At 70.0% G+C, this 24,198-nt stretch carries 19 protein-coding genes and 2 pseudogenes; 13 read left to right on the forward strand and 8 right to left on the reverse strand.

What is annotated here, in order from left to right:
- The first annotated feature begins 710 nt into the window (after positions 1 to 710).
- Genes FJ309_04330 through FJ309_04340 form a run of 3 tightly spaced genes read left to right on the forward strand, consistent with a single transcriptional unit; the run spans position 711 to position 4,320 of the window.
- Entirely contained in the window at positions 711 to 1,952 is a 1,242-nt protein-coding gene (locus tag FJ309_04330; GenBank protein ID MBM3953833.1) for a hypothetical protein, read from the forward strand.
- A 21-nt stretch (positions 1,953 to 1,973) separates the two neighbouring features.
- A complete protein-coding gene (gene cheB, locus FJ309_04335; protein ID MBM3953834.1) occupies positions 1,974 to 3,470 on the forward strand; it encodes a chemotaxis-specific protein-glutamate methyltransferase CheB in 1,497 nt (498 codons plus the stop codon).
- Positions 3,471 to 3,495: 25 nt separating this feature from the next.
- On the forward strand, positions 3,496 to 4,320 hold the full coding sequence (locus tag FJ309_04340; protein ID MBM3953835.1) for a protein-glutamate O-methyltransferase CheR: 825 nt from the start codon (positions 3,496 to 3,498) through the stop codon (positions 4,318 to 4,320).
- A gap of 448 nt (positions 4,321 to 4,768) precedes the next feature.
- On the opposite strand, the gene FJ309_04345 is transcribed toward FJ309_04340, so the two are convergent.
- The 6 genes from FJ309_04345 to FJ309_04370 form a co-directional block, all read right to left on the reverse strand.
- On the reverse strand, positions 4,769 to 5,926 hold the full coding sequence (locus FJ309_04345) for a DGQHR domain-containing protein (protein MBM3953836.1): 1,158 nt from the start codon (positions 5,924 to 5,926) through the stop codon (positions 4,769 to 4,771).
- A gap of 392 nt (positions 5,927 to 6,318) precedes the next feature.
- Complete coding sequence (locus tag FJ309_04350; protein MBM3953837.1) at positions 6,319 to 7,209, reverse strand: nucleotidyl transferase AbiEii/AbiGii toxin family protein; 891 nt, start codon at positions 7,207 to 7,209, stop codon at positions 6,319 to 6,321.
- Entirely contained in the window at positions 7,206 to 8,024 is an 819-nt protein-coding gene (locus FJ309_04355) for a hypothetical protein (GenBank protein ID MBM3953838.1), read from the reverse strand. Before FJ309_04355 ends, FJ309_04350 begins: the two co-directional genes overlap by 4 nt.
- Positions 8,025 to 8,118: 94 nt before the next feature.
- The gene (locus tag FJ309_04360) at positions 8,119 to 9,552 is read right to left on the reverse strand and encodes a fused response regulator/phosphatase (GenBank protein ID MBM3953839.1); all 1,434 of its coding nucleotides are present in this window, start codon (positions 9,550 to 9,552) and stop codon (positions 8,119 to 8,121) included.
- Between the two features lie 67 nt (positions 9,553 to 9,619).
- Positions 9,620 to 9,985 (reverse strand): STAS domain-containing protein, encoded by a 366-nt coding sequence (locus FJ309_04365; protein ID MBM3953840.1) that lies wholly within the window; start codon positions 9,983 to 9,985, stop codon positions 9,620 to 9,622.
- 228 nt (positions 9,986 to 10,213) lie between these two features.
- Positions 10,214 to 11,122 carry an alpha/beta hydrolase gene (locus FJ309_04370; protein ID MBM3953841.1) on the reverse strand — a complete coding sequence of 303 codons (909 nt, stop codon included), beginning with the start codon at positions 11,120 to 11,122 and terminating at the stop codon, positions 10,214 to 10,216.
- 284 nt (positions 11,123 to 11,406) lie between these two features.
- Here FJ309_04370 and FJ309_04375 point away from each other — a divergent pair, with 284 nt between their 5' ends.
- From FJ309_04375 to FJ309_04400, 6 genes are all read left to right on the forward strand, one after another.
- Positions 11,407 to 12,045 (forward strand): response regulator transcription factor, encoded by a 639-nt coding sequence (locus FJ309_04375; protein ID MBM3953842.1) that lies wholly within the window; start codon positions 11,407 to 11,409, stop codon positions 12,043 to 12,045.
- A complete protein-coding gene (locus FJ309_04380) occupies positions 12,032 to 12,709 on the forward strand; it encodes a histidine phosphatase family protein (protein ID MBM3953843.1) in 678 nt (225 codons plus the stop codon). Before FJ309_04375 ends, FJ309_04380 begins: the two co-directional genes overlap by 14 nt.
- A gap of 163 nt (positions 12,710 to 12,872) precedes the next feature.
- Positions 12,873 to 13,301 (forward strand): hypothetical protein, encoded by a 429-nt coding sequence (locus tag FJ309_04385; GenBank protein MBM3953844.1) that lies wholly within the window; start codon positions 12,873 to 12,875, stop codon positions 13,299 to 13,301.
- The gene (locus tag FJ309_04390) at positions 13,243 to 14,280 is read left to right on the forward strand and encodes a ketol-acid reductoisomerase (GenBank protein ID MBM3953845.1); all 1,038 of its coding nucleotides are present in this window, start codon (positions 13,243 to 13,245) and stop codon (positions 14,278 to 14,280) included. The genes FJ309_04385 and FJ309_04390 overlap by 59 nt, the downstream gene beginning before the upstream one ends.
- A gap of 127 nt (positions 14,281 to 14,407) precedes the next feature.
- Positions 14,408 to 15,046, forward strand: coding sequence for a DUF4339 domain-containing protein (locus tag FJ309_04395; GenBank protein ID MBM3953846.1), 639 nt, complete (start codon positions 14,408 to 14,410; stop codon positions 15,044 to 15,046).
- 153 nt (positions 15,047 to 15,199) lie between these two features.
- The gene (locus FJ309_04400; GenBank protein ID MBM3953847.1) at positions 15,200 to 15,412 is read left to right on the forward strand and encodes a hypothetical protein; all 213 of its coding nucleotides are present in this window, start codon (positions 15,200 to 15,202) and stop codon (positions 15,410 to 15,412) included.
- Between the two features lie 33 nt (positions 15,413 to 15,445).
- Here the strand turns inward: FJ309_04400 and FJ309_04405 are convergent, their stop codons facing one another.
- Complete coding sequence (locus tag FJ309_04405) at positions 15,446 to 16,963, reverse strand: hypothetical protein (GenBank protein ID MBM3953848.1); 1,518 nt, start codon at positions 16,961 to 16,963, stop codon at positions 15,446 to 15,448.
- Between the two features lie 265 nt (positions 16,964 to 17,228).
- Here FJ309_04405 and FJ309_04410 point away from each other — a divergent pair, with 265 nt between their 5' ends.
- Together FJ309_04410 and FJ309_04415 are read left to right on the forward strand one after the other, a co-directional pair.
- The gene (locus tag FJ309_04410) at positions 17,229 to 20,246 is read left to right on the forward strand and encodes a hypothetical protein (protein MBM3953849.1); all 3,018 of its coding nucleotides are present in this window, start codon (positions 17,229 to 17,231) and stop codon (positions 20,244 to 20,246) included.
- Between the two features lie 79 nt (positions 20,247 to 20,325).
- A pseudogene (locus FJ309_04415) lies at positions 20,326 to 21,786 on the forward strand (efflux RND transporter periplasmic adaptor subunit).
- Between the two features lie 113 nt (positions 21,787 to 21,899).
- On the opposite strand, the pseudogene FJ309_04420 reads toward FJ309_04415, so the two are convergent.
- A pseudogene (locus tag FJ309_04420) lies at positions 21,900 to 22,025 on the reverse strand (DUF4247 domain-containing protein).
- An 83-nt stretch (positions 22,026 to 22,108) separates the two neighbouring features.
- Between FJ309_04420 and FJ309_04425 the strand changes: the two are divergent.
- Positions 22,109 to 23,392, forward strand: a complete 1,284-nt coding sequence (locus tag FJ309_04425) for an ABC transporter permease (protein MBM3953850.1) — start codon at positions 22,109 to 22,111, stop codon at positions 23,390 to 23,392.
- Positions 23,385 to 24,170, forward strand: a complete 786-nt coding sequence (locus tag FJ309_04430; protein ID MBM3953851.1) for an ABC transporter ATP-binding protein — start codon at positions 23,385 to 23,387, stop codon at positions 24,168 to 24,170. Before FJ309_04425 ends, FJ309_04430 begins: the two co-directional genes overlap by 8 nt.
- The last annotated feature ends 28 nt before the right edge of the window (positions 24,171 to 24,198 follow it).

A 24,198-nucleotide genomic window follows, 5' to 3' on the forward strand; every position in this document is an offset into this window, starting at 1 on the left:
ACTTCACCGGCCTCCACGACCAGATCGCCGTGCTCGCGGAAGATCCGTCTTCGCTCGAAGCCCTCCGCGATCTCGGTGCCGGATTCCGCGATCTCGGAACGCCGGGTGCGGAGACCGCCGCCGACCTCGCGCGGACCCGGGCCGATCTCGACGCCTGGTATGCCGCCGAGTTCGCACCGCGCTACCGCGAGGAAAGTGGCGGCCGTCAGGCGTTAGAGGGGCTGACAAGGCTGCTCGGCGACGCCGGCGTGCGGCTCCAGGACCTGTACATCCGCCGCAACGAGCATCCGGTCGGCGAGAAGGACACGCTCGACGCCGCCGCCGACGACTCGGCCTACACCCAAGCCCATGCCCGCCACCACCCGGTGCTCCGCGGCATCCTCGATCGCTTCGGTCTCTACGACATCTTCCTCGTCGATGCCGAGACGGGCGACGTCGTGTACAGCGTCTTCAAGGAGGTCGACTTCGCCACCTCGCTGCGCGGCGGGGCGTTCGCCGAGACCAATCTCGGCAAGGTGTTCCGCCAGGCGGCCGCTGCCGGCCGCGCCGGAGTGGTCTCGTTCGGCAACTTCGGTCCCTACCAGCCGTCGTACGACAAGCCGGCCGGATTCCTCGCCGCGCCGATCGTCGACGGCCGCAAGGTCGTCGGCGTCATCGCCTTCCAGCTCCCGCTCAACCGGATCAACGACGTCGTCGGCGAGACGCTCGGCATGGGGCGGACGGGCGAGACCTACGCCGTCGGTTCCGACCACCTGTTCCGCACCGATTCGCGGTTCCTCGACGAGCTCGGTCAGCAGGTCGGCGAGACGGTGAAGACGACGATCTGCAATCCCCGGTTCAAGGTCGACACCGTTCCGGTCCGCGACGTCTTCGAGCGGAACGGCAGCGGCACCGGCCCGACGGCCGACTACCGTGGGCAGCCGGTGCTGTCGAGCTGGGGGCCGGCCCGGATCCACCAGGGCAACGGCCCCGGCGACGCCGACGTCACCTGGGCGGTCGTCTCCGAGATCGACGCCGCCGAGACCGATGCGCCGATGCGGCGCCTGCGCTGGCTGTCGCAGCTGATCTTCGGCCTCACGACGCTCGGCGTGGTCTGGCTGTCGGCGCAGATCGCGGGCCGCTTCACCCGGGCGGCGCGTCGCCAGGCGGCGCTCGTCGACGGCATCAAGGGCAACACCCACACCCTCGCCAGCGCCTCGGAGGAGCTGACGAGCGTCAGCCAGCAGATGAGCGCCGCGGCCGAGGAGACCACGGCGCAGGCGAACCTCGTGTCGGCCGCCGCCGAGCAGGTCAGCAGCAGCACGAAGACCGTCTCGACGTCGGTCGAGAGCCTCGTCGCCAACATCTACGACATCGCCAAGAGCGCCCAGGACGCCGCCGCCGTCGCCCGCCAGTCGGTCGACATGGCCCGGGCCACGAGCCGGACGATGGACGAGCTGGGCAGTTCCAGCGCCCAGATCGGCCAGGTCGTCAAGGTGATCAACTCGATCGCCGAGCAGACCAACCTCCTGGCGCTCAACGCCACGATCGAGGCGGCGCGCGCCGGCGAGGCGGGCAAGGGATTCGCCGTCGTCGCCAACGAGGTCAAGGAACTGGCGCGCGAGACCGCCAAGGCCACCGAGGACATCGCCGGCCGGATCGAGGCGATGCAGGCCGACACGAGCCGGGCGGTCGGGGCGATCGCCGAGATCGTGGCGGTGATCGAGAAGATCGACGCCTTGCAGACGAAGATCGCCCAGGCGGTCGAGGAGCAGTCGGTGACGACCGCCGAGATCGGCCGCAACATCGGCGAGGCGACGACCGGCTCGACCGAGATCGCGCAGAACATCGGCCAGGTCGCCCACGCGGCGCAGAGCACGGCCGAGGGCGCCGCCAACACCCAGGTCTCGTCGCAGGAGCTCGCCCGGCTGGCCCACGATCTGGCGAAGCTCGTGGAGGAATACCGCTCCTGATCGCCGGCAACCGGGGGGCGGTTGGCGGCGCGGGGCAGGCGGGCATACTGGAAGCGGTCCCTCCCCACGCGGGGTGACGCCGTGAACGCGCTGATCGTCGACGACTCCAAGCCCGCCCGGACGATCCTCGCGCGGGCGCTGGCGGCCCTCGATCTGGAGTGCCACGAGGCGGCCAACGGCCGCGAGGCCCTCGACCTCCTCACCCGGATCGCCCGGCCCGACGTCGTGACCGTCAATCTCCACATGCCGGAGATGGACGGCATCGAATTGATCACCCGCCTGCGGCGCGAGCCGGCCTGGCGCTCGCTCAAGCTGGTGATGGTGTCTGGGGAGCAGAATCCGGGGCGCGTCGCCGCGGCGCTCGAGGCCGGGGCCGACCGGTTCGTCGCCAAGCCGTTCACCGCCGCGGCCCTCCACGAGGTGATCCTCGGCCTCGGTGTCGGGCGGCGCGTCGTGGCACCCGCCGCGCCGATCCGCGTGCTCGTCGTCGACGACTCGGCGGTGATCCGGAGCGTGCTCTCGGCGACGCTCGCCACCGAGCCGGGAATCGCCGTCGCCGGGACGGCGGCCGACGGGCGGCAGGCGCTCTCGCGGATCGCCGCCGATCCCCCCGACCTGGTCCTCCTCGACGTCGAGATGCCGGTGATGGACGGGATCACGACGCTCAGGGAGCTGCGCGCCCTGCATCCCAAGCTCCCGGTGGTGATGTTCTCGAGCCTCACCGAGCGCGGCGCGAAGGCGGCGATCGACGCGCTCCTCGCCGGGGCCAACGACTACGTCGCCAAGCCGAAGGAGACGTCGGCCGACGCCGTCGCCGCGCGGATCCGTGAGGAGCTCGTGCCACGGATCCGCCAGCTCGTGCCCCGCACGGCCGGCGCCGCGCCGGTGGCGGCCGCGGCGGCCCCCGCGGCCCCTGCCCGGCGGGCGGCGCGCGAACCGGTGGCGGCGGTCGTCGTCGCCGTCTCGACCGGCGGCCCCAACGCGCTGGCCGGGTTCCTCCCCGGGTTCGTGCGGAATGTCCCGGTGCCGGTGCTCGTCGTCCAGCACATGCCGCCGCTGTTCACGGCGCAGTTGGCGGAGCGGCTGGCCCGGATCTGCGGGATCGACGTCCGCGAAGCGCTCCACGGCGAGGCCCTCGCCCCCGGCCGCGTCCTCCTCGCCCCCGGCGGGCGCCACATGAAAGTCGCGCGCGGCGACGGCGGCGTGGTCGCGGAGCTGTCCGACGAGCCGCCGGAGAACGCCTGCCGGCCGGCGGCCGATCCGCTGTTCCGCACGGCCGCGGCCGTCTGGGGGGCGGGCACGCTCGGCGTCGTCCTCACCGGCATGGGGCGCGACGGGCTCGAGGGCGCGCGGGCGATCGTCGCCGCGGGCGGCGCCGTGATCGTCCAGGACGAATTCACGAGCACGATCTGGGGCATGCCCGGCCACGTCGCCCGTGCCGGGCTCGCCGACGCCGTGCTTCCCCTCGGGCAGCTCGGCGCCGAGGTAGCGCTGCGCGTGTCGCGGCGGGCGCGGTGACGGCCGTGGCGGAAAGCAACACGCCATGGTGAGTGCCGCCGACTTCGCCTGCATCCGTGAGTTCCTCCGCCGGCGCAGTGGCGTGGTCCTCGATCCGTCGAAGGGCTATCTCGTCGAGGCCCGGCTGCTTCCGGTGGTGAAGCGCCACGGGTGCGGCGGCCTCGACGCCCTGGTCGGGCGGCTGCGGCAGGGGGGCGACACGGCCCTCGAGCGCGACATCCTCAACGCGATGATGACCCACGAGACGTCGTTCTTCCGCGACCGCGCGCCGTTCGAGACGGTGCGGAAGATCCTCCCCGACCTGCTCGCGCGCCGCGCCGTGTCGCGGCACCTGACGATCTGGTCGGCCGCCGCCTCGACGGGGCAGGAGGCGTACAGCCTGGCGATGCTCCTCGAGGAGCACTTCCGCCCGCTGCTCGCCGGGTGGCGCGTGCGGATCCTCGCCACCGACATCTCCGACGTCGTCCTCGAACAGGCGCGGACGGGGAGCTACGGCACGCTCGAGATGGCGCGCGGCCTGCCCGATGACTACCGGCAGAAATACTTCGTGCCGCTGCTGGGGCGGTGGAGCATCGCGCAGGACTGCCGCAAGCTGGTCGAGTTCCGCCAGTTCAACCTCGCCGCGCCATGGCAGGGGATCCCGGCCTGCGACATCGTCTTCCTCCGCAACGTCCTCATCTACTTCGACATCCCGACGCGCGTGCGGATCCTCGACCAGATGCGCTCCGTCGTCCGCCCCGACGGCAGCCTGTTCATCGGCGGCGCCGAGACGCTGCTCGGGGTGTGCGACACCTTCGAGCGCCTCCAGGGGGCCGGCTGCGGCTATTACCGCCCGAAGCCGGCGCGGTAGCCGAGCCCGGCGACTTTTGGGCCAGCGCCCCCAGTATCGGATGCTGCCTGGAATGGTCGTGGACGACCCTCGCCATCCATTGGATCGAGCCCGCGAGGGTAACCGAGTCGGGAGACAACATCGACGACCCCACGGCTGCCGAGATCGAGGAAGTCGGGCGGCCCGAAGACGCACTCCTTGCTCTGGCGGGGGGGCAGGAAAACCATCGAATTGACTGAATCAGGGGCCTTCGGACGGCGGGCTGCGTTTAGGAACAGCGGCACTTTGTTGCCGAATCAACGTGCCCTTCTATGAAAAGCGCAAGTTAGCAGCGGCGTGATCGAAGGGAAGAGTTGCGGCGATATGACGATGAACGCTGGGTGGGCCTCGATTTGGGTGTTCCCGGCCGGAGCGGCGGCAGGCCCCCAAGCAGCCTGCCGCCGCTCCGTGACCGCGGGCAAGGGCGCCCTCAAGCGGTCACGAGAGCGCCGGCCCGGATCCGCTGATAGTTGGGCTGAGTGGGATCAGTAAGGGCCCGGTAAACGGCATACGCCGTCTCCTTGGAGCCTCCGATCGACAGCTTGCCGCTCGGGCTCAGCTTGCCGGCGATGCCGTTCCAGTGCTCGCCCTTATCCCAATCGACCGACTTCAGCTCGTCGATCAGTCGCTTCATCTCCTGCTGCCGGTTCGGAAGGTTGACGAGGGAATGCCCCATCGCCCCGATGGCCGCCAGCACCGCCGGCGCGGAGGCCACCGACTGATCCCTCAACTCCATGGCTGGCCTGATCGCCTCGGCCACGGCTCCGAACCACTCCTTCGCAACCTCGGTGAGGTGCTTCAGATCTCCCGCCACGGCGACCGGCTTGGCCCCGTGCTTCACGCCGCCAATGCCCTCGGCAAGCGTGACGCAGGCACCGCGGAGCGCCGTAATCGTGACGACATGCCTATCCGACCTCCGCAGTTGCCGCCGCACGGTGTTGACCCTGTCCTTGAAGAACGGGACCTCCTGCTCGAGAGTCCTGGCAATGCCCGTTGCCGGATCCCGGGCGTCCATCGAGATACCCACGGCGGCGTTCGGCCGAACGCCGCACATGTTCAGGTCATGAAAGACCTGACGAGCCCAGGTCAGGTCGAGCCCGTGACAGATCATCACCGGGACTGACGCGGCCTGCGTGGACGGATCCATGCTCGCCGCCTCAAACCGGGCGGCCAACTGCGTCTCGCCATCGATGGCGATGAGCATGGTTCCGTACGGGATCTGGATCTGGCCCCCGGCGTCTGGAGAGTTGGTCCACTTCAACTTCTCCTTGGTGAACAGGATGATCGGCGGCGCCATCCCGTTCTGACCGTTGTGGACGGCGACGAGGTAGTCGGCGTAGGGCCCGACGTTCCGCTCCTTCGCCCCCTCAAACAACCGCTGCACCATCTCGCGGATCTTGCGGGTCTCACTGAGCGAGGCGTCCGCCGCGACCTGCTTCTCGTCCTCGGTCCGCCGAGGATCCTGCGCCACCTGCATCAACTGGGCGGCCTTCATCCGGCCCAGAAACCGGTGGGTGTCGAGGGAGACTCCCGCGACGATGTGCCCCTCGGTGGTATTCAGTCGATCGATCGATTCAGAAGATTCCATTTGAACAACCCTCAGTTGTGACTGCGCCCCCTCGCCAAAGCGGCTCGGGCGTCGCTTCGAGTTCAAAATATCGACCCGAGTCGATCCGTCAACAACTCGAGTTGCAGCTGTGAAAACTCGGGTCTTTTTTCAGGCTGTTTCTCATGACCCGAGCTCGCAATTCTGATCTAGACACTTGGTGTCTGCGAATTTCCTGGGGTCCTCCGAAGGGCTCAATAACTGCTAAAGCCCTTGATGACGGAGGTTTATGATTTTTTTAGCATGGCTGCAGGCGCGTTCAGAGCATCCCTTGTGCCGCAGCACCGCCGTGCACCAGGCCTGCCCGAAGCCCGCATCCTGATTGGATTGGGCCCGGGGGAAGGGGCCCAGAAACTTTGGGCAGCAGAATCCGCTCACGAGGCTGCGGCGTCCTCGATCCCGTCGAGCAGCGTGGGGATCTTGTTCGCCCGGATCGTGGCTATGACCGCCGACGAGGATTTCCAGGGCTCTCCCGGCATGCGGGTGATGAGTTGCCGCCACACTCGACCAAACGCCGCGATCGCCGTCTCCTCGTCAAAAATCACCCCTGCTGGCAGCAGCGGAGCAACGTCTTCCGTCAGGCTCCGGTTGAGCTTCTGCAGCATCCGCTCCTCGCTGATGGCCCGGGTGATTGGATGTCCTTCCAGTTCCAGGTAGTGCCGAAAACAGTCGATCAACCGGTCGTGGTCGAGCCCTGGCAGCAGCAGCGCCTCGTTGAGGTCGAACAAATCGCGATTCTTGTTCCGCTGCAGGAGGGCCCGCAGTTTTGTGGCGAGCAATTCCTCCCGGTCGTACGACATGATCTCGACCCGCCCGCGGTGCCAGTCGCTTTCGACTGCGTAAGGATAGGCGAGAAGCCCATGCCGGCTCTGGTGTTCCCGGGTGTTGATCTCGATCTTGAGCTTGAGCGGCTGGTCGCTGGTCTCCTCGGGAGTGAATCTGAAGATGAGCGCGGTCGAGCGCTGGCCTTGAATCCGCTTTCCTCGCCCAAGCCACGAGAGTGCATCTTGAACTCCGTCGATCACCGGCCCGATCGCCTCCGCTCGAGTCTGCACGAGGTCGATATCCTCGGAATAACGCAGCGGCTTCGCGAACAGGAGTTTGTGAAGCGCAGTTCCGCCGCGAAATGCGATCCGATCGCGGATTGCTCTGCTGGCGAAGAGATCGCACAGGGCGCGGGAAATGACCAGATCCTGTTCGACCTGTCGGAGATCGGGCCACGGCGCGGCAGCGGTCCAGTGTTGGATGTACGCCCGTGGGATCATGCGTCGATCTCGACGTCACTATTGATCGTGAGTTTCCAGGGCTTGTTCCGCTCTTCGCAAGCGGCCAACGGTCGTGCTGCCGGCTTGAGCGACGGGTCGAGCAGCGTGAATGACTTCGCCTGCTCGGCATACTGCGCGAGAGATCGAGATTGACGGGTGTACCCGAAATGCTCGAGAAGGTATCCGAGCCTGCGCACCGCCGTGTTGTCGTAGGCCTTGGCTGCGGCGGCGAGAACGCTGCCGCGGGCCTTGTCTCCAAGATCGTGCACGGCCTGGGCCGCGGCATTGAGCCCTCCCGCGCGGTGGAAATAGCCGCACATGTCGAGCAGCGTCAGTTCGAGGCCGGCGACCTTGGCAAACCCCGCGTCGGTCTTGAGGCGATCGAGCCACGCGGGCTGGTTCGTTCGCGCGAAGGCCTCGGCCGTCTGGTAGAGGAACTCGATCCGATGCCGGCCGATCACGATGAGCGGAAGCTGCCGCGGCGAAATCACCTGAAAGACCATGGCGGCTTGGTGGGCGGCGCCATGGAAGGCTGCGGCCCTCAGCAGCGACACCCGATAGTCGAGCCCAAGATGCGCCATCAGCGGGTCGATCCAACGGGCTGGATCGGGGGCGCCGAGGAGGCGATCCTCGGGCCGTAGAATCAAATAAAAGCCTCGGCGGGGGGACACGAGGCGGCCCTTTTTGGCCAGCCGTGAAGCCGCCGCCTGCAAGGCCTTGGGTGATTGCCGAAGTGCCGCCAGTGCCGCGGGCTTCGTGAAGAAAGCCCGGCCGTTCAGACGCTGCTGATCGATGAAATCTTCCAGTTCACCCATGCCCCGATCATATGAGAAAAACGACGTGCGGCGAGTGTTTTCTCATATGATCGGGGCGTGAGCCGGTCTGCTTGTGTTGGGGCCTTGGTTCCCATCACCCCGCCGCCGGGCCCGCCCACTCCAGGCACAGGATCGAGACGTCGTCGAGCGGCCCCTTCGGCTGGCACCAGGCCTGCACGCTCTCGAGCAGGCGCACGACGTTAACGTCGACCGAGTCGCCGCGGAGCGACTCGACCAGCGCCGTCATCCGCTCGTTGCCCATCTGCTCGAGCTTCTCGTCCATCGCCTCCGGCACGCCGTCGGAGTAGAGGATCACGCGGTCGCCCGGGGCGAGCTGGAGCGTCTCCTCGGCGAACTCGACGTCGGGCACGAACCCGACGGGGAAGCTCTCCACCTCGAACAGCTTGAGCGCCCCGGTCTTCGGGACGTGGAGCAGGGGCGGGTGGCCCCCCGACACGAAGCGCAGCTTGCCGCTGGGCACGTGGAGGATGCCGTACACGATCGTGAAGTACAGCCCGGCCTGGTTGTCGGCCTGGAACAGGTTGTTGAGCTGGGTCACCACCTCGGCCGGGGCCGCCACCAGCGGCTTGCCGCCGTCGGGCGACGGACGCAGGAGGAGCGACGTGTCGGAGACGCGCGGCGTGAGGAACGCCCCGACGGTCACCGCCAGCAGCGAGCTGGGCACACCGTGGCCGCTGACGTCGACGACGAACATCCCGACGTGCTCGTCGTCGAGCGCGAAGATGTTGAGGAAGTCGCCGGCCAGCTCGTTGCACGGCACGTAGCGCCAGGCCGACGCGGTCGCCGGCATGTCGAGCGCGGCCTGGGGGAGGAGCGACTGCTGGACCTTGGCGGCGGCGTGCAGGTCGCGCGTCATCCGTCGGTTGCTGCGCTCGATCTGCTCGTTGACGGCGACCAGCTCGGTGTTGGCTTTCTGGAGCTGGTCGCGTGCCACCGACAGCGACTGGTTGGTCGAGATCAGCTCCTTGTTCTTGGTGACGGCGTTCTCGAACACCGACACCAGCAGGTTGAGGACCTGCTGCCTCCCGGCGTTGACCTTGAAGGTCTGGCCGGCGACGGTGACCTCCATCTCGTTGCCGGCCGTCGCATCGGCGGCCGCCAGCGGGGAGGCGAGCAGCGAGTCCATCCGGCCGAGGAGGTACTCCGGCTCGTAGGGCTTGGTGACGTAGTTGTCGGCCCCGGCGTCGAGCCCGCGGATGATGTCGACCGGGTCGCCGAGCGACGACAGGAGGATCAGCGGGATCGTGCGCAGATCGGGATCGGTCTTGACGATCTTGCAGAGCTCGTAGCCCGTCATCTCCGGCATCTCGATGTCGGAGATGATGATGTCGGGCCGCCGCTCGCGGACCAGCGCCAGGGCCTTGCCGCCATCGGCCCCCCAGCGCACGGCATGGCCGGCCTCGGTGAGCCGGCGCTCGAGGAGCTTGGCCTGGATCTTGCTGTCCTCGGCAATCACCACGTCGACCGGCCGATGGGCGCGGGGAGGGCTGGAGTCGGCGGAGGCCATGGCGAGGTCCCGGGGGCGGAAGGCTGACGGAGATCCGGCCCGACCCACGGGCCGCGACCGCCGCCGCTCAGGTGAACTTCGCCATCGCCTCGGCCGCGTCCTTGTGGATCGCGAACAGCTTGTTGAGGTTGGTGAGCTTGAAGACCTCGTAGATCTGCGGATGGATGCTGCACATCTTCAGCCGCCCCTTGAGCGTCGTGCCGACCTTGCGGTGGATCGTGCCGAGGAGGCCGAGGGCGGCGCTCGACATGAACTCGACGTTGCCGAAGTCGAGGAGCAGGTCGAGCCCCGGGCGGTCGGCGATCAGCCGCAGCAGCTCGACCTTGATCTCGTCGAGCGCCGTCTCGTCGAGGATCTTCTTGTCCTTGAACTTCGCGATCTCCACCTTGCCAACCTTCGTCACGTCGATCCGGCGATAGGGTTCTGCGGTCATCGGCATCCTCGGGGGCTGCGGCCGGCGGAGCGCCGGTCAGGTCTGGGGGCGACGGGTCCTCGGCGGTGTCTGCCGCGGCACTGCTTCACGGCGGCGGCGCCGATCGGCAGGGGTGGAGGAAAAGTGTAGCCGACGCCACGGCCGTCGCACGCGGCCGCGCGGGCCGCGGAATAGCCCCCCGCCGGCGCGCGGGCCGCGCCGGCCCGGGGCGACGGCGGAACGGCTCTTTCAGGGGGTTTCTCGTGCCGCGGTGGGTGGTGCCGGAGCCGGGCCGAGATGGTCGTCGAACCACGACACCATCGCCGTCACGGCGGTCGCCAGGTCCTGCCCCTGGAAGCCGTGCCCCGCCTGTTCGAGGACCACCAACCGCGACGCGACTCCCTGGGCGGCAAGGGCATCGTGGATCTTCCGCGAATGCTCGGGCGGGACCAGCTCGTCGCGGCCGCCGGCGATCAACAGCGCCGGGGCGTCGTCGCGCGACACGGCCAGCAACGGCGACATCCGCGCCGCCTCTGCCTGGTCGAGGTCGAGGGCGGGGAAACGCTCGTACTGTTTGTGATGGTCGGGATGGCTCCAGACGACGTGGCGGAGGTCGGTCGGTGCCACCCAGGCACAGGCCGCCCTGACACGGGCACCGGTGCGGAGCACCGGATCACCGCTCGACTCGTCGCCGTCGTCGCCGGTCGTCGCCAGCATCAGCGACAGGTGTCCTCCGGCACTCATCCCGAAGACGCCGATCCGCTCCGGATCGACCGCGAACCGGGCGGCGTTGTGGCGCACGAAGCGGACCGCACGGCGCACGTCGTCGACCGCCTCGGGGATCGTGAACTTCGGGCTGCTGCCGTGGCGGACGGCGAGCACGGTGTAGCCCTTGTCGGTGAGCGGCGCGAACATCGGCCGGGCCTGGTCGGGGGGCATCCAGGCCGAGTACCACCCGCCGCTGACCATGAACAGCAGCACGGCGCCGTTGGCATCCGTCTCCGGCCGGAACATGTCGCAGGTCATCGCCAGGCCGTGCTTGTGGCCGTAGACGATGTCGGGGGTGATCCGCACCTCGCCGGACAACCCGGTGCTCGCGGCGAGCGCCAGACCGAGGGCCATCCCCACTGACCGCACCAGACTGTCTCGCGATTGCATCACTAAACCCCTTGGAGGTGTTCCTTCCGATGGGGGGTGGTGAACGGACCGTATTTTGTCGCAAAACCCACCCAGCCGGTCGACCGACCCCTTTCGACAGCGTATCCTATCCCAGGGGCATGGCCGTCCCGCTGCCGATCAGCGATTGTTAGCGTATCGTCTCCCCCTGACGGCGGTCCCGACCGCGAGACGCCGACCCGTGGGCTCGGGACAACGATCCCGGTGATTCTGCGGTCGTCTCTCCCGTCCGGCTCCGGGTCTCCCCCTCCCCACGGAAAACCACCATGGCCCAGTCGCTCTCGCTGCTCGTCGCCTACCCCAAGCCCGTCATCCGCGCGGGGCTTTTGAGGATGCTCGAGGGCTCCGGTATCAAGGTGATCGGCGAGGCGAACCATGCCCGCGACGCGGTCTCGATGGCGCGGAAGCTGTCGCCGACGGTGATCCTCATCGACGCCATCCTTCCGGGCGTCGACAGCTTCGACGTCGTCCGCAAGCTGCGGTCGACCGTGCCCGATGCGAAGCTGCTCGTGTTGTCGGCCGTCGACAATCCGACCTACATGGCCCGGGCCCACGCCGCCGGGGCGACCGACTATCTCCTCGAGTCGCTGTCCGCCGACGAGCTGGTGACGACGATCAAGAACGCCGCTGCCGGCAAGCCGCCAGGGAAGGGGAGCCGCTACGCAGCGTTCCTGGCCCAGCTCGATGCGCGCGAGTCGACGGGGCCGGCTTCCGGCCGGCTGACGCCGCGCGAGCAGCAGGTGCTGCGGCACATCTCGCTCGGCCTGCCGAACAAGGAGATCGCCTCGTCGCTGGCGATCAGTGTCGAGACGGTCAAGGAGCACGTTCAAAACATCCTCCGCAAGATGGGGCTCAAGGACCGCACCCAGGCGGCCGTCTGGGCGGCGCAGCATGAGCCCGCCTGACGGCGACGCCATGCGGCAGGTGCTGGTGCGCCACGGCGAGAGCGTCTCCAACGCCGCGGGGCGTGTGCAGGGTCAGGCCCAGGTGCCCCTGTCGTCGCTGGGTGAACGGCAGGCTGCCGCCGTGGCCACCTGGGCTGCAGGGTTGGTCGCCGCCGACGCGATCGACGAAGTCTGGTCGAGCCCTCTGCGGCGCGCTCGCCAGACCGCGGACGTGATCGCCGCGGCGCTCGGGCTCCCCGTCGCCGTCGACGACCGGCTCGCCGAGCTGCACGCCGGGATTTTCGAGGGCCACCTCTGGGCCGACCTCGCGGTGCGCTTCCCCGCCGAGTTGGCCGCGTGGCAGGCCGGTGACCCCGACTACGTGATCCCCGGTGGCGAGTCGCGCGGGGCGCTGGCAACGCGGGGGCGGGCGGCGCTCGAGAGCCTCGCGCTGCGACCGGCGCGGACGATCGTCGTCGTCGCCCACGGCGGCCTGCTCACCGCGGCGCTGGGGAGCTTGGTGGGCAATGCCGACGCGCTGCTGGCCGCAGCGGTCACGCGCCCCTTCACCCGCCTGCCGGCGCTGGCCAATGCGTCGCTCACGCTGCTGCGCTGGCCCGGTCCGCAGCTCGAGGCGTTCAACGACACCGGCCACCTCGCGGCCGTGGCGTCACCTGGCGGCTGAGCGGCGGTTCCTCCGCCATGGTCAGCGCGGCCTGTGCCTGTGACTGTGCCTGTACCGCGGCGATCCCGCGCCCGCAGGCCGTCTGGAAATGACCGGCTGTGGTAGGCTCGCCGCGGTTTCGGTCGCGCCGCCAGGCCGCCCGATGCTCCCCGGGTGGCCCGCGATGCCGAGCGATTCCGTCCCGACTGCCGATCCGTCGTTCGCTGCCATCCTGGCGAGGATGATCGCGCTGCTCGACGGCCGGCTCACCCCCCGGCAGCGCGAGCAGCTCGCCGCCGCGATGCCCGACATCCTCTGGGAGTTCCCCGACGTCGACGGCCGCCTCCATCTCCGCGCCACCGCGACGGGGCTCGAGGTCGCCCCCCCCGGCGGCGCGCCGCCGTTCGTCGTGCGGATGCCGAGGGCGACGCTCGAGGATGCGGCCTTCGGACGGCGCTCGCTCGGGGCGGCATTCCTCGCCGGGAAGATCCACGTCCGCGGCATGAATCCCCTGCGCCTGCGCGAGTTCATCATGCTCGTCGATCCGCTGCTCGATGCCTACCGCGAGGCCCACCGTGAATGCACCCCCGCGTCGCCACCGCCTGTACCGTGATTCCGACGCCGATCCCGGGGCTCTCGCCGACTGCACCGTGGCCCTGCTCGGCTACGGCCTCCTCGGCCGGCCGCTGGCGCTGAACCTCCGCGATGCCCTGCCCGCGGCCGCCGCCGCCCGCATCGTCGTCGGCAGCGACGACGCCGCGTCGAGCGCCCGGGCCGCCGCCGACGGCTTCGTGCCGCAGAGCCTCGCGGCCGCCGCGGCTGCCGCCGACGTGGCGCTGGTGATGCTCCCCGACGAGGCCCAGCCGGAACTGATGCCCGGCCTGATGGCGGCGCTCGAGCCGGGGGCGACGCTCGTCTTCGCCTCGGGCTACGTCCTGGCCTGGGATCTCGTAGCGCCGCCGGCGGGAATCGACGTGGCGCTATTCGCGCCGCGGATGGGGGGCGACGCGATCCGCGAGCGCACGCTGTCGGGACGCGGGTACTTGAGCTACGTCGGCGTCGAGCGCGATGCCAGCGGCCGGGCCTGGCCGCGGCTGTTGGCGCTGGCCAGCGCCTGCGGGTCGCTGCGCCACGGGGGCCTCGGGATGACCGCCCGCGACGAGGCGCTGCTCGACCTGTTCGTCGAGCAGGCGCTCGGGCCCTGGCTCGGGGCCGCCGTCCTGTCGGCGTTCCACGTCGGCATCGAGGCCGGGCTGCCGCCGCTGGGGCTGCTGCTCGAGATGTATCTCTCCGGCGAGATGAGCGAGACGTTCGCGCAGATGGCGGCCGACGGCTTCCTCCGCTCGACGCGCGCCCACGGCTACGCCGCCGCGTTCGGTGGGATGACGCGGGCACTGGCCGTCGACCGCGAGCAGATGGCGACGATGATGCGCGAGGTGTTCGCCGACATCGACGCGGGGGGCTTTGCCCGGTCGCTCCAGGAGGAACACGCCACCGGCTATCCCTGCCGTCCGTTCCTCGAGCAGGTGGTCGCCGACGAGGATCTCCTCAACGCCACCGAAGACGAATACCGGCGGCTCCGCGGGGAGTGAGCCGGCGTTGGGCGCGCGGGGGCCTGATCGGTTTCGTGCGTGCCCGCCCGGCTGGCCGGGCCGCGGCCTGCTATCCTCGCGACAGGATGGCGGGCCCGCGGCGGGCCGGCGGGCGGGGAACGCGGGCATGGCGCGAGAGTGGCACTACGCGATCGACGGCACACGCGCCGGCCCCGTCGAACCGGCCGAGCTCAAGGCGCTCGCCGCAGCCGGGCGGCTCGGCCCCGACGATCTCGTCTGGAAGCCGGGGCTCGCCGAGTGGGTCGCGGCGCGGAGCGTGCGTGGGCTGTTTGCCCCCGGGCCGCCGCCGCTCCCGGTGGCCACGGCGGCTGCCCCGCGAGGCGGCGAGACACCCGTGTGGCGCGGCCGGCCGTCGCAGGTGTTGAACCTCCCCTGGTTCTTCCTGGCGATCGCGTTGTGCTGGTTGTTCGTGCCGGTGATCTTCGCGCTGTGGCGATTGTGCGTGGTGCTCTGCACCCGCTATGAGCTCACCAACGAACGCCTCCGCCGCACCAGCGGCGTCTTCTCGCGCGTCACCGAGGAGCTCGAGCTCTACCGGGTGAAGGACACGCGGCTGTCCGAGCCGTGGTGGCTCCGCCCGTTCGCGCTCGGCGACATTGAGGTTGTCGCCTCCGACGTCACCACGCCGCGGCTCGTGATCCGCGCGATTCCGATCGCGACGGCGCGCCAGCTGCGCGAGATGATCCGCGGCGCGGTCGAGGAGCTGCGCGGGCGCAAAGGCGTGCGCGAGATCGACGCCACGTGACGCTGGTCCGCGGGCGAGCTGCGGCCGGGCCGGGCGGGGCAGGGTCGATTGAAACCGGGCAGCCAGCCAGATATGATGAACGCCCGTCCATGCAGAGCCCACAGCCTGCCAAGGTTTGACAAGCCTGGCGGGGACCTATCTCGAGGTGCTTCGATGAACGCCGAGACGATCCGCGAGTACATCCACCGGAAGCCGTTCGAGCCGTTCGTGATCCGGCTGTCGAACGGCGAGAGCCACGAGGTCCGTCATCCGGAGTGCGTGCTCCTGATGAAGACGAAGGTCCTCGTCTACTACCCGGACGACGATCGGAGCGTGATCTGCGCGCTCATCCACATCAACGCGGTCGAGTCGCTCCAGCGCACCTGACGCCGCGCCGGTCGATCGGGCCATGGTGTCTCGTCAAAAGACGTATTCGAGCCCGAGAGTCAGGCCCTGGGCCCAAAAGTCGGTGGTCTGCAGATCGAACGCCGGGGCGGCAGGGCCGGTGAGCGTGCCCGGCGGGAATTGCGTCGGGTTGACCGTGGGGTCGATCTGGGCCCCGGCGCGGGCGACCTGTGACCACCAGATGCAGGTGTAGCCCACCGAGCAGCGGAGCTGCGGGAGCAGCGCGTAGTCGAGGGCGACGCCGACCTCGCCGACCGCGGCAAACGCGCTCGACCACCGGTTGCCACTGTTGGTCGGCTGCGCGAGGACGCCGCCGGGAGTGCTCGACACGAGTGTCGCGGTCGTCGTGCCGTCGGCGTTGAGGACCGTCTGCGTCCCCTGGGTGAGGCCGCTGACGGCGCTCGAGATCCCGGTGCCGCCGAAGCCCACCTTGCCGGTTGCCATCAGGCCCCAGCGGTGGTGCCACCAGCGCTCGATGAGGCCGAACTCGCCGCCATGGAATTGGTTGACGACGTCGAATTGGTCGCGGCTCCCGATCGAGAGTTGCGGGTAGCCCCCCGGCGTGCCGGTCGAAATGACGTTGGTCTGCGTGATGCCGAGCCGGTCGATGAGGCCGAAGTAGCGGTAGCCGCCGACGAGGTAGCGGCGGTGGAACAGGTCGCAGACCAGCGAATGCCGCAGCAGGACCTCGGCGCCGTTGAACAGGCTCGTGCTGCCGACCTGGATCGACTGGGAAAGGAGCGCCGGGTCGGCGGGGAAGGCGCCGGGCGCGGGGACGACGACGGCGGCGTTGGCCCCGGTGACGGCGTCGACGTACGGGCGGGCGAGGATCGCGCCGGAGGCGTTGCCCCAGGTGCCGCCGTGGCGCGCCAGCGCCAATTCCAGATAGCTGGCCTCGATGCCGTCGAGCTGGCGCGGGTCGAACCAGACGCCGACGGTGAACCTCCCGCCGGGGCGCATCGTCCCCAGGGCGTCGCCGCCGCCGAACAGCGTGGCGGTGCCCGGCTGGCCGAGGATGCCGGCGGTGGCAGGGGGCGTGCCGGCCGGGCTGGCGGTGGCCAGCGCCGGGAAGGAGTCGGCGGACGTCGCCCAGAGGAGCAGCTCCATGCTCGACCAGAGCGTGCCCATGTAGCCCATGCGGAACATCCGCGTGTGGTCGCGTGTGCACCAGCACTGCCCCGGACTCTTGTGGTAGGCGTATTCCCCCGGGCCCATCCATGCCGGATCGACGAGGTTGCGGTCGCACGGCGACGGCCCGAACGGCTCCTCGAACCACGACAGGCGGTGCTCGGGATCGCCGTCCTCGAATGGCGGCGCCCGCGCCGGATCGACGCCGCCGCGCGGCCGCAGTTGGTCGGGGATCGAGAACGGCTCGGCGGCGGAATCGGCCTCCCCGCTGGCGTCGGCAGCGGTCGGGTCGGTTGCCGACGCGGGATACCCGAGCGGATCGTCGGCGGCCCGTGCCGCGGTCAACGCCAGCGCGGCGACGAGCGCCACCCAGCCCTGTTGCGGCAATCGTCCCGTCCGGTTCATGGGTCGTTCGACTCGGCGGATCACGACAGGGAAGGGCACGCAAACTCTTCTTTCCCTATCGGTCGAATCGATCGTGCCGGGTGAGTCGAGGGTGGCGGTTTTTCCACCAAGACCCCCCAGGTGGCAGCAATTCCCCGATTTCTCCAGTCGCCAGGATCGCTAAAGCCGGGCGGCCGTGGCGGTCGATCTTCCCGGTGTGGGTCCGGTCCGGCGCTGTTGGTCTGCCGACCCCGGGAGTCTCCAGGGGGGCCTGGATGCACGCCCGATGCCGCTGTCGCGTTTCATCGCCCTGCGCCTCGTCCTGGCGGCGGCTGTCGCCGTCTCCGGGACCGCCGGCTGCACGCGCGGCCGCTACTACCTCCAGGCCGACCGGGAGGTGAGCACGCTGCTGGCGGAGAAGTCGTGCGACCCGCGCTGGAATCTCCCCTTCAACTACACCGTGCGGATGGATCCGCGCAGCCGGTTCTACGACGAGTACAGCCAGATCTTCCCGCCGATGCCGTCCGACGATCCGACGTCGCACCGCTACATGCACTGCGTCGACGGCAAGCCGGGCTGGCCGCGCTGGCACGCCAACGGCGACCGCACCGACCTCGAAAACGGCAGCTGGCGCGAGTGGGTCGGTGAGTTCGCCGAGATCACCGCCGCCGGCGCGATCCGGCTCGACCTGCCGACGGCGGTCCGCCTGGCGTACCTCAACTCGCTCGACTGGCAGGACCAGCTCGAGACGCTGTATCTCTCGGCGCTCGACGTCAGCACCGAGCGCTTCCGGTTCGACGTCCAGCTGTTCGGCGGCAACACCACCGCCTACGCCAACCGCGGCCCGCTCAACGCTGCCGGGGCGTCGACGATGTGGACGACCGATTCGTTTCTCCAGGCGCGGAAATACTTCGCCACCGCCGGCACGCTCTCCGTCGGCCTCCTCAATTCGGTGATGTGGCAGTTCGCCGGCCCCGACAAATACAACAATGTCTCGCTGGTGAATTTCAACTTCGTCCAGCCGCTCCTCCAGCGCGCCGGCCGGTCGATCGCCCTGGAGCCGCTGACGATCGTCGAGCGGGCGCTGCTGGCCAACCTGCGGACGCTGCAGTTCTACCGCCAGGGGTTCTTCCTCCAGGTGGCGTTCGGCGGGGGCGCCCCGCAGCAGCTCCAGCGCCGCGGCGGCTTCTTCGGCGGCACCGGATTCACCGGCTTCACGGGCACCGGCATCGGTGGCTTCGGCAACCTCGGCGGCGTGTTTTTCGGCGGCCAGGGCGTCGGCCTCCAGGTCGGTGGCGGCGGCACCGGCGGCGCGGGGTTTGCCGGCGGCGGTGCCGGCAACGTCGGCGGCTTCTTCGGACTCCTCCAGCTGCGCCAGCAGGTCCGCAACGCCGAGCAGAACCTCGCCGCCCAGGAGCGCGCCTTGGCGCTGCTCGATGCCAATCTCGAAGGCGGCCTGGTGGGCCTCGACCAGGTCGATCAGCTCCGCCAGAGCGTCGAGACCAACCGGGCGGGGCTGCTCCAGGCGAAGACCACGCTCACCAACCAGCTCGAGAGCTTCAAGGTCAACATCCTCTGCATCCCCTCCGACACGCCGATCGCCCTCGACGAGACGTTCATCGAGCCGTTCCAGTTCATCAGCCCGCAACTCCAGGAGCTGCAGAACGACATCGGGACGTTCCTCGCCACCAACACCGTGGGGGCGGAGGAGACGCTCAAGGAGACCGAGGATCCGCGCGCCGACGACGGCGATGATGAAGCCGCCGCCGGCACCGCGGCGACCGAGGAGTTGCCGGCCCCCGACGCCGCGCCGGCCCCGGCCGGCACCGCTCCCACGGAACCGGCCCCTGCCACGGCGCCGACTGCTGCCGAGGCCGGCACCGACACGACTGCCGACGCCGCCACGAAGGCCGACCCGGCGACCGAGAAGGCCGAGGCGAAGGCCGATCGCAAGCTGATCACCGAGAGCCTCGCCCGCCTCGGCGAGCTCCGCGACCGTGTCGAGCGCCAGGCGGCGGAGGTCAAGGACGACCTCTCCCGGGCGACGGCGAACACCGCCGGCCGCCTCGCCGGGATGCGCCCCACCGAGCGCGACACCTTCGCCCGCGAGATGAAGCTCCTCGGCGACGATCTCGCCAAGCTTCTCCGCCGGATCGACGAGCACGAGGTGGAGATGGAGCGCTTCGGCGGCGTTGTCTCCGACGCCGACCTGCGCAAGACGGCCGACCGGTTCGTGAAGCTCGTCACCGACATCGCCGCCTCGGTCGACGAGATGTCGCTGATCCAGGCCCGGGCCCGGGTCGAGGCGATCACGATCGACTTCGAGCCGCTCGACCCCGACGTCGCCTTCGAGATCGCCCGCGCCAACCGCCTCGACTGGATGAACAACCGCGCGGCACTGGTCGACCAGTGGCGCCTCATCCAGTTCAACGCCATGGCGCTGCTCTCCGGGCTCGAGGTCGTCGTCGACGGCGGCATCAACACCACCGGCAACAACCCCGCCAAGTTCCGCGCCCCGACCGGGAGCCTCGCCGCCGGGTTGCAGTTCGACGCGCCGTTCACGCGGCTCGTCGAGCGCAACAATTTTCGCCAGGCGATCCTCGACTACCAGCAGGTCCGCCGCCAGCAGATCCAGTACGAGGACCGGATCAAGCTCGCGATCCGCCAGTCGCTCCGCCAGCTCGCGCTCGACAAGGCGAACCTCGAGACCCAGCGCCGGGCCGTGATCATCGCCATCCGCCGCGTCGACCAGACGCGGCTCACCCTCTCGCAGCCGGCGCCGCCGCCGCCGATGCCCGGCCCCGACGGGATCACGCCCCAGGTCGATCCGACCGCCGGCCAGCTCGGCCCCACCGCCACGCTCAACCTGATCTTCGCGTTCAACGACCTGCGCAGTTCGCAGGACGCGCTGACGAGCATCTGGATCAATTACTACGCCACCAAGGCGGCGCTGTCGCAGCAGCTCGGCGTGATGGAGCTCACCGACGACGGGATCTGGATCGAGAAGCCGCTCGACTGTGCCGAGCGCGCCCGCGAGGAGGAGATGCCGCTGCCGCCGGCAGTGCCGCAGGAATGGCTCGACCATTTGGAGGAGGTGAAGGCACCCCCCCCGCGCCGCGCCGATGCAGCCGCCCCCGCCGATGCGAAGGCCGCCCCCCTGCCGGCTGCCGATGCCCCGGCTGCCGCCCCCACCTCCCAAAGCGGCTCCCAAGACGGCGCGACGCCGCCGGCAGCCGCGCCCGAGAGCCGATCGTCAGGGCTGCCGCTGCGCCTGCCCCGCCTGCCGCGCTTCCCCGGCGGCTGAGGCCACCGGCCGCGCCGTGCCGTACAATCGAGACCGGCCGTCGGTCGGCGGCCGATTCCGCCGTGGAGCCCGCGCTGTCATGTCCACCATCATCGAACCACGGTCCACGCCCCGCCCGGGTGGGGCGGTCGCCCCGGCCGACGACGTGTCGGCGATCGCCGGGATCCTCGGCGACCACGCCCCCGCCGCCGAGCCTGCACCACGCCGGTGGGGGTGGTTTCCCTGGCGGCTGCTGTTCGCCACCGGCGTGATCGGCGGGCTGGCGGCCGTCGCGCCGTGGGCGATGGCCCGGCTCGGCACCGGCGAGGGGTCGGCGGTCGACGAGCTGCTCACTCACACCGTCGAGCGGGGGCCGATGCGGGTCTCGGTCACAGAGGACGGCAGCCTCGTCAGCGACGAGAACGTCGACATCGTCTGCGGTGTCGCCGGCGGGGCGACGATCATCTGGCTGATCGACGACGGCGCCCAGGTGACCGAGGGGACGGAGCTGGTCAAGCTCGACAGCTCGACCCTCTCGGAGAGCGTGACGGCGCAGAAGATCGCCTTCGAGAAGGCCCGGGCGGCGGGGATCCAGGCCGAGAAGGACTATTCGGCCGCCAAGATCGCCGTCGAGGAATACACCGAAGGGACCTACAAAAAAGACCTCCGCAAAGCGAAGTCCGACGTCACGGCCGCCAAGGAGCGGCTCCAGGCGGCGGAAAACGGCCTCGCCCACGGCGAGAAGATGTTTCGCAAGGGCTACATCGCCCCGCAGCAGCTCGACGCGCAGAAATCGGCGGTCGACCGGGCCAAGCTCGACCTCGGCACCGCCGAGATCGCGCTCGACGTCCTCGAGCGGTTTGCCAAGCCGAAGATGATCACCGAGCTGGCCAGCCGGCGCGACGCGATGGAGGCCAAGCGCGACGCCGAGAACGCCGCCCTGGAGCTCGAGAAGGCGAAGCTCGAGCGGCTCACGTCGCAGCTGGCCAAGTGCGTTCTCAAGGCACCCAAGGACGGGCTGGTGATCTACGCCAACGAACGCACGCGCGACGCCCAGAGCGAGATCAAGAACGGCGCCAAGGTCACCGAGGGGACGACGATCATCCGCCTCCCCAACCTGTCGCGGATGCGTGCCGACGTCGAGGTCCACGAGTCGAAGGTCGACCGCATCCAGCCGGGGATGAAGGCGCGGATCCGCGTCCAGGGGCGCTCGTTCGACGGCACGGTGTCCACCGTCGCCAACCGGCCGCAGTCGAACTGGATGAGCACGGTGAAGAAATACGTCGTCCAGGTGAAGATCGACGGCGAGTCGGGCGTGCTCCGCCCGGGCTTGACCGCCGAGGTCGAGATCGTCGTCGCCGACCTCGACGGCGTGCTCGCGGTGCCTGTCGCCGCGGTCTTCGAGCAGGGGGGGACGTACGTCTGCGGCGTGCGGACCGGGAAGACGGTCGAGCGGCGCGAGGTGACGCTCGGCCAGGGCAACGACAAGCTGGTCGAGATCACCGCCGGCCTCGAACCGGGAGACGTCGTCGTCCTCAATCCGCGGACGGCGCTCGGTGATCCGGCCGACGGCGCCTCGGCAGCGAACGGCCGCCCCGACGGCGCCGGCGGCTGGAAGCGCGACGGCGCTGGCGCCCGGCCCGAGGCTGCCGGGCCTCCGGGTGGCGGGCCTCCGGGTGGCGGACCTCCGGGTGGCGGACCTCCGGGCGGCGGACCTCCGGGTGGCGGGCGGCCCGAGGGCCCGGCCGGGGGGCAGCGTCGCGGTGGGCCTCCGGGGGGCGCTCCTCAGGGTGGCGCGCCGGGCGCCTGACGACTCCACCCGCGTCGCCGGGGCAACGGCCGTGAACATCCTCCAGCAGCTCCGCCTCGGCTTCCGCAGCCTCATGCTGCACAAGCTGCGCTCGGCGCTGGCCGTGCTCGGGATCCTCATCGGCGTCACCGCCGTGATCTGGCTGGTGGCGATGGGGGAGGGGGTCAGCTGGCAGGCGCAGCAGCAGATCAAGGACCTCGGCGCCACGAGCATCATCGTCCGCAGCATCAAGCCCTCGGAGGGCTCGAGCCGCGAGGCGGGCGGCCGGATGGGGATCGCCTACGGCCTGCTCCGCGAGGACTTCGACCGGATCGTCGCCAACGTCCCCACGCTCCAGCGCGCCGTCCCGATGCGCGAGATCAGCCGTGAGGTCCGCCGCGGCGAGCAATTCATCGACGCCCAGTTGATCGGCTGCACGCCCGACTACTTCACGATGAACCGGCTGGGGATGGCCCGCGGCCGGCCGCTCTCCGAGCTCGACATGGAGAGCTATGCCAACGTTGCCGTCCTCGCCTACCGCGCCGCCGAGAAGCTGTTTCCGATCGAGGATCCGCTCGGCCGCACGGTCCAGGTCGGGCAGGAGTTCTACCGCGTCGTCGGTGTCGCCGCCGACCGCAACGCCGCCGCGGCGATCGGCGGCAGCCTCGATGCCCGGCAGTACGACCGCGACGTCTACGTGCCGCTGTCGACGTTCCGGTCGCGGATCGGCGACCGGGTGTTCACGATGCGCGCCGGGAGCACGCAGCTCGAGACGGTCGAGCTGTCGCAGATCACCGCCGTGGTCGACGAGATGCGCGACGTCGATTCCTCCGCCGGCGTCATCAAGAGCCTCCTCGAGCGCTACCACAAGACGGTCGACTACGCGGTCGTGGTTCCCAAGGAGCTGCTCGAGCAGGCGGAGACGATGCGCGCGATGTTCAACGTGCTCCTCGTGCTGATCGCCGGGATCTCGCTGCTCGTCGGCGGCATCGGGATCATGAACATCATGCTCGCCACCGTCACCGAACGGACGCGCGAGATCGGCATCCGCCGGGCCCTCGGCGCGACGCGCGGCGAGATCGTGCAGCAGTTCCTCTGGGAGACGGTCGTCCTCTCCGGCACCGGCGGGCTGCTCGGGGTGGCGTTCGGGTTCCTCTGCGGGCCGACGGTGACGGCGCTGCGGCAGGGGATCCAGACGCTGCTCCCCGAGGTCTGGTCGGCGCTGCCCCCGAACATCCGCAACCTCGAGCCGCGCCTCGCCCCCTGGTCGGTGATCGCGGCGTTCGCGATCTCGGTCGGCGTCGGGATCATCTTCGGCATCTACCCGGCGCGGCGGGCCGCGGCGATGGACCCGATCGAGGCGCTGCGCCATGAGTGACGACCGACGGCTCCGCGACGACGGCCGCACGGGCCTGCCGTCCGTCACGCGCGAGCGGCGCGTGGTGGCGCGCGTCGAGAAGGTGACGAAGGTCTACCGCCTCGGCGGCCACGACGTCCGCGCCCTCGACGGCGTGTCGATCGATTTCCTGGAGGGGGATTTCGTCGCCATCATGGGCTCGTCGGGGTCGGGGAAGAGCACGCTGCTCAACCTCCTCGGCTGCCTCGACCGGCCGACGACGGGGCGCTACGTGCTCGCCGGCGAGGACGTGGCGAGCATGGACGACGAGACGCTGTCGCGGATCCGTGGCCGCTACCTCGGCTTCATCTTCCAGTCGTACAACCTCATCCAGCAGTTGTCGGTCGTGGAGAACATCGAGGTCCCGCTGTCCTACCAGCGCCCGCCGCTCCCCGGCGGGCGCGAGCGCTGCCTGAAGCTCGCGGCGCTGGTCGGTCTCGGCGGGCGCCTCGGCCACCGCCCCACCGAACTGTCGGGCGGCCAGCAGCAGCGCGTGGCGATCGCCCGGGCGCTGGTCAACAACCCGCAGGTGATCCTCGCCGACGAGCCCACCGGCAATCTCGACAGCGCCACCAGCCACGAGATCATGAATCTCCTCGACGCCCTCAACCATGCCGGGCGGACGATCGTGATGGTGACCCACGAGGAGGACATCGCGGCCCGCGCGCGGCGCGTGATCCGGCTCCGCGACGGGCGGATCGACACCGTCTCCGAAAACCGGCCGCTGGCCCCGGCGGCCGAGGTGCCGGCGTTGCGATGACATCCACCCCGGGGTAGGGTTTGGGTCG

Source organism: Planctomycetota bacterium (assembly GCA_016872555.1).
Classification (GTDB): Bacteria; Planctomycetota; Planctomycetia; order Pirellulales; family UBA1268; genus F1-20-MAGs016.

Bases quoted from the DNA above. Each gene is read 5' to 3' on its own strand.
- FJ309_04395 (MBM3953846.1), top strand. From the start codon at position 14,408: ATGGCGCGAGAGTGGCACTACGCGATCGACGGCACACGCGCCGGCCCC.
- FJ309_04410 (MBM3953849.1), top strand. From the start codon at position 17,229: ATGCCGCTGTCGCGTTTCATCGCCCTGCGCCTCGTCCTGGCGGCGGCT.
- FJ309_04380 (MBM3953843.1), top strand. From the start codon at position 12,032: ATGAGCCCGCCTGACGGCGACGCCATGCGGCAGGTGCTGGTGCGCCAC.
- FJ309_04430 (MBM3953851.1), top strand. From the start codon at position 23,385: ATGAGTGACGACCGACGGCTCCGCGACGACGGCCGCACGGGCCTGCCG.
- FJ309_04385 (MBM3953844.1), top strand. From the start codon at position 12,873: ATGCCGAGCGATTCCGTCCCGACTGCCGATCCGTCGTTCGCTGCCATC.
- FJ309_04375 (MBM3953842.1), top strand. From the start codon at position 11,407: ATGGCCCAGTCGCTCTCGCTGCTCGTCGCCTACCCCAAGCCCGTCATC.
- FJ309_04400 (MBM3953847.1), top strand. From the start codon at position 15,200: ATGAACGCCGAGACGATCCGCGAGTACATCCACCGGAAGCCGTTCGAG.
- FJ309_04355 (MBM3953838.1), bottom strand. From the start codon at position 8,024: ATGGGTGAACTGGAAGATTTCATCGATCAGCAGCGTCTGAACGGCCGG.
- FJ309_04350 (MBM3953837.1), bottom strand. From the start codon at position 7,209: ATGATCCCACGGGCGTACATCCAACACTGGACCGCTGCCGCGCCGTGG.
- FJ309_04370 (MBM3953841.1), bottom strand. From the start codon at position 11,122: ATGCAATCGCGAGACAGTCTGGTGCGGTCAGTGGGGATGGCCCTCGGT.
- FJ309_04425 (MBM3953850.1), top strand. From the start codon at position 22,109: ATGCTGCACAAGCTGCGCTCGGCGCTGGCCGTGCTCGGGATCCTCATC.
- FJ309_04405 (MBM3953848.1), bottom strand. From the start codon at position 16,963: ATGAACCGGACGGGACGATTGCCGCAACAGGGCTGGGTGGCGCTCGTC.
- FJ309_04345 (MBM3953836.1), bottom strand. From the start codon at position 5,926: ATGGAATCTTCTGAATCGATCGATCGACTGAATACCACCGAGGGGCAC.
- FJ309_04340 (MBM3953835.1), top strand. From the start codon at position 3,496: ATGGTGAGTGCCGCCGACTTCGCCTGCATCCGTGAGTTCCTCCGCCGG.
- FJ309_04360 (MBM3953839.1), bottom strand. From the start codon at position 9,552: ATGGCCTCCGCCGACTCCAGCCCTCCCCGCGCCCATCGGCCGGTCGAC.
- FJ309_04330 (MBM3953833.1), top strand. From the start codon at position 711: ATGGGGCGGACGGGCGAGACCTACGCCGTCGGTTCCGACCACCTGTTC.
- FJ309_04365 (MBM3953840.1), bottom strand. From the start codon at position 9,985: ATGACCGCAGAACCCTATCGCCGGATCGACGTGACGAAGGTTGGCAAG.
- FJ309_04390 (MBM3953845.1), top strand. From the start codon at position 13,243: ATGCCTACCGCGAGGCCCACCGTGAATGCACCCCCGCGTCGCCACCGC.